Annotated in this window: 4 protein-coding genes; 1 reads left to right on the top strand and 3 read right to left on the bottom strand. The window is 71.2% G+C overall.

Annotated elements, in window-relative coordinates:
- A partial coding sequence (locus tag JMF90_RS26000; protein ID WP_201325602.1) for a cytochrome c occupies positions 1-1,188 on the bottom strand: 1,188 nt, incomplete at its 3' end.
- A gap of 339 nt (positions 1,189-1,527) precedes the next feature.
- A complete protein-coding gene (locus tag JMF90_RS25995) occupies positions 1,528-1,800 on the bottom strand; it encodes a ubiquitin carboxyl-terminal hydrolase 14 (RefSeq protein ID WP_201317362.1) in 273 nt (90 codons plus the stop codon).
- A 229-nt stretch (positions 1,801-2,029) separates the two neighbouring features.
- Between JMF90_RS25995 and JMF90_RS25990 the strand changes: the two genes are divergently transcribed.
- Positions 2,030-3,301: an NAD(P)/FAD-dependent oxidoreductase gene (locus tag JMF90_RS25990; RefSeq protein WP_027811894.1), complete on the top strand. Its 1,272-nt coding sequence runs from the start codon at positions 2,030-2,032 to the stop codon at positions 3,299-3,301.
- Positions 3,302-3,326: 25 nt separating this feature from the next.
- Here JMF90_RS25990 and JMF90_RS25985 read toward each other — a convergent pair.
- Positions 3,327-4,384, bottom strand: a 1,058-nt coding sequence (locus JMF90_RS25985) for an efflux transporter outer membrane subunit (protein WP_201325601.1), incomplete at its 5' end; no start/stop codon positions are given.

Here is a 4,384-nt window from a genome sequence, read left to right as displayed (position 1 = left end):
ATCGGCGATCTGCGCGTCGTCGTACTGGTCGATGAACGACGGCATGTAGTTGAGCGTGTCCTCGCCGTGCCAGCCGATGCCGTTGAACATCATCTGGATCGCGTTGCGCGGCGTATCGGCGTTGACCGCCGTGCTGAACGAAAGCGTCGGCCGTTCGCCGATCGACTGCATCGGCGCGGCCGGCCCGTGGCACTGCGCGCACGACGCCTGGAACAGCGTCGCGCCGCGTTGCGCGGCCGGCGTCGTCGCGGCGCGTTCGACCGGCTTCGCGGCGGCGGTCGCACGCGCGTTCGCCGGCTTCTGGATCGACAGGATGTAGGCGGCGATCGCCTCGACGTCCTCCACCGGCACCGTCGCGAGGTCGCGCGTGACCGGCAGCATCGGCCCGGCCGCCGCGCCGTGCTCGCTCGCGCGGCCGGTGCGCAGGTAGGTGACGAGCTGTGCCTGCGTCCACGGCCGCGCGGCCTGGCCGAGCGCATTGAGCGGCGGCGCTTCCCAGCCGTCGACGATGCCGCCGTCGAACGCGCGGCCGCGCTGCTCGCCGCCGATCGCGTTCAGCGGCGAATGGCACGACGCGCAGTGGCCGAGCCCGTCGACGAGCATCCTGCCGCGGTTCCATTGCGCGGACTGCGCGGGGTCCGGCCGATACGCGCCTTCGCGCAGGAACAGCACGTTCCAGAACGCGACCAGCGGGCGGAAGTTCAGCGGAAAGATCAGGTCGTTGGCGGGCGCCGTCGCGTGGACCGGTTCACGCGTCATCAGGTACGCGTACGCGGCGGCGATGTCGTCGTCCGACATTCGCGTGAAATGAATGTACGGAAACGCCGGGTAGAGCGGCTGGCCGTTGCGGCCGATGCCGGTGCGCAGCGCGCGGGCGAACGCATCGCGCGACCAGCGGCCGATCCCCGTTTCGGCGTCCGGCGTGATGTTGGTCGCGTAGATCGTGCCGAACGGCGTCGCGAGCGGCAGCCCGCCCGCGAACGGCTTGCCGTCCTTCGCGGTGTGGCACACGATGCAGTCGCCGAGCGCGACGACGCGCGCGCCGGCGCGTACCAGCTGCGGATCGAACGACGCGGGGGCGGGCGGATCGATCGGCGCGATCGACGGCCGCACCATGATGCCGATCGCGACCGCGAGGCCGACGACCGCGATGCCGGCCGCGCCGAACCAGAGTCGTTTGTGCTTCATGCGTGCTCCGGGCGACGCGGTGCGCCGCAAGCGATGCGAGGCGCGGCGACACCGGACGATGCGGGTCGGCCGTGCGGGGTCGTCCGATGCGGCCGCGAGCGTGTTGCCGAGCGGCGGTGATGGGCGGCGGGGATCATGTTGTCACTCCAGCAGTCGATAACGGGCGCACGCGCCGTTCTGCGCGGCAGCTCATGAACGGCAGTCTACGCAGAGGCCGCTTCCATTGCCTGAAGCGGCGCTGAAACGTTCTGAACGGTGTCCGGCCCCGGATCGGTCCCGGTTCGGCGCCCGGGGGACGATGACGGGCGGCCATCGTCCGCAGCCGCCCCGCACGTCGCGTTACGACGGAACCTCGCCCGCGACGACTTCGTCCGCGTAGCACCAGATCCAGCGCTCGCCGGGCTCGATCGAGCGGACGAGCCGGTGGCCGGTGTCGTGGAAATGCCGGCTCGCGTGGCGATTCGGCGACGAGTCGCAGCAGCCGACGTGTCCGCAGACCAGGCACATCCGCAAATGCACCCAGCGGCTGCCCGATTTGATGCATTCCTCACAGTAGTCCTTGTCGGTGTCGAACACACGTACTTCGTCGAGATGCGTACAGGCGTTGGCCATCTTGCGCTCCGATGCCGGCGCGGGAGCGACGCTTGCGGCGGGGCCGGCGCGAGGCCGCAAGCGGGACGGATACGCGACATTGTGCGGCGTCGTGGCGCGGCCGGACCTTAATTGTCATGAAGCGGCCCGCGCGGCGCGTACCGGCGGCGTACAGTCGCAAATGCGTCCGGCCGCGGCACCGCCGCACCGGCCGGACCGCATTCGACATCGACATCATCGGGAGGCGCTCATGGAGCAACCGCAACACGTGCGGATCGTCGGCCTGCCGCGCAGCAGGGACGCGTATGCGATCCGCGATTTCCTGCAGCGGCGCATGATCGCGTACGACTGGTGCGAGCTGACGTCCGACGCCGACTGCGCGCAGGTGCTCGGCATCGCGCCGCTGCGCGACATCCGGCTGCCGGTCGTGATCTTTCCGGACGGCTCGCGCCTGTACCAGCCGACACTGGCCGAGATCGCCGCAAGGCTCGGCTGGGTTGCGCGGCCGCGCTTCGTCGAATACGACGTGTCGATCTACGGCGCGGGGCCGGCCGGGCTGTCCGCGGCGGTCTACGCGGCGTCCGAAGGGCTGCGCGCGGTCGTGATCGAGCGCGGCGCGATAGGCGGGCAGGCCGGCACGAGTTCGCTGATCGAGAACTACATGGGCTTCCCCGACGGCATCCCGGGCGCGGAGCTCGCAGAGCGCGCGCGCGAGCAGGCGGTGAAGTTCGGCGTCGAGCTGCTGACGATGCGCGAGGGCGTGCATGCGACGTTCGTCGACGGCAAGATTCGTGTCGAGCTCGCCGACGGGTCGATCCTGATCGCCCGCGCGAACATCTGCGCGACCGGCATCGAATATCGCAGCCTCGGGCTGCCGGAAGAACCGGCGTTTCTCAACGCGGGGCTGTTCTACGGCGCCGGGTCGAGCGAAGCGCCGATGTGCGCGGGCGAGCAGGTCTTCATCGTCGGCGGCGGCAATTCGGCCGGCCAGGCCGCGATGAATTTCTCGCGGCATGCGCGTCAGGTGACGATGCTCGTGCGCGGCGCGTCGCTCGCCGACACGCTGTCGCGCTACCTGATCGACCGGATCGAACGCACGCCGAACATCGAGGTCCGCTACCGGTCGAGCGTCGCCGCGCTGCACGGCGACGGCTGGCTCGACGCGATCGAGCTTCGCTCGGCGGACGGCACGCGCGAACGGCTGCCGGCCACGCGCCTGTTCGTGTGCATCGGCGGCGCGCCGAATACCGACTGGGCGAAGGACACCGACATCATTCGCAATCCGGACGGTTATCTCGTCACCGGCGGCGACCTGTACGACTGTCCGGCGTTCGAGCGCGTGTGGCCGCTCGAGCGCCGGCCGTACCACCTGGAAACCAGCGTGCCGGGATCGTTCGCGGCGGGCGACGTGCGATCGGGCTCGGTCAAGCGTGTCGCGTCGGCGGTCGGCGAAGGCGCGATGGCCGTGACCTTCGTGCACCGGTTTCTCGGCGAGGATGCGCATCGGCTCGCGCGCGCGTGACGCGCTCGCGGGCCGTTCGATGCGTTCATCGCGCGTCGGCTTGCGTCGCGTCGCGCAACCCGCCCCGGCCGGCGTGCCCCGGGGGCGTCCACCCGCCGCCCAACGCACGCACGAGGCTCACCGTCGCGACGGCCAGCGCCTGCCGGCTGTGAATCAGCTGGCGCCGCGCATTCAGTGCGTCGCGATCGGCGTCGATGACTTCCAGGTAGCTGACGTAACCGTGCGCGTAGCGGCTCAGCGACAGCCGCGCCGCCGCGTCCGTCGCGCGCGCCGCGCTGTCGTAGCGCACGATCCGCTCCTTTTGCGCGGCGATGTCGTTGAGCGCATCCTGCACGTCGCGCAACGCACCGATCGCGGTCGCGCGGTAGTTGGCGTCGGCGACGTTCGTGCCGGCTCGCGCGGTGGCCACCGCGGCATCGCGCTTGCCGCCGTCGAACAGCGTCAGCGCGACGTTCGCGCCGAGACTCCACAGCGAGCTGTTGCGGTCGAGAAACGAGCGCAGGTCGCGGGTGGCGAAACCGCCGTCGGCGGTCAGCGTCAGCGTCGGCAGCCACGCGGTGCGCGCGATGCCCAGCTCGAGCGACGCCGCATCGGCGCGCCGTGCCGCCGCGAATACGTCCGGGCGTTGGGCGAGCAGCGCGGACGGCAGCCCGGCCGGCACCTCCGGCACCTGCACGGGCACGGCGCCCGTGTCGACGTCGAACGCGGTCGGCGACACGCCGGTCAGCACCGCGAGGGCGTCGACGAGGTTCTCGCGCAGCCGGCGGCTCTCCGCGAGATCGGCATGCGCGGTATCGAGATCGGCCGACGCGCGCAGCCCGTCGAGATCGCTGGCCGCGCCGGCCCGCACGCGGGCGGCGATCACGTCGAGCGCGGTGCGTCGCAGCCCGATCGCGCGCGTGAGCGTCACGAGATCGTCGTCGACGTAGCGCAGCGTCAGGTAGTCGACGGCCACTTCGGTCGCCACCCGCAGACGCACCGCATCGCGATCGGCCGCCGCCTGCAGCAGGTTCTGTTCGCCGACGTCGGCATCGCCGCGCAAGCGGCCCCATAGATCGACTTCGTAGCTCGCGGCGACGGGCA

Origin of the sequence: Burkholderia sp. E168m23 (assembly GCF_016586125.1) — a bacterium.
Lineage (GTDB): Bacteria > Pseudomonadota > Gammaproteobacteria > Burkholderiales > Burkholderiaceae > Burkholderia > Burkholderia orbicola.
This window is presented reverse-complemented; position numbering and strand designations above follow the sequence as displayed.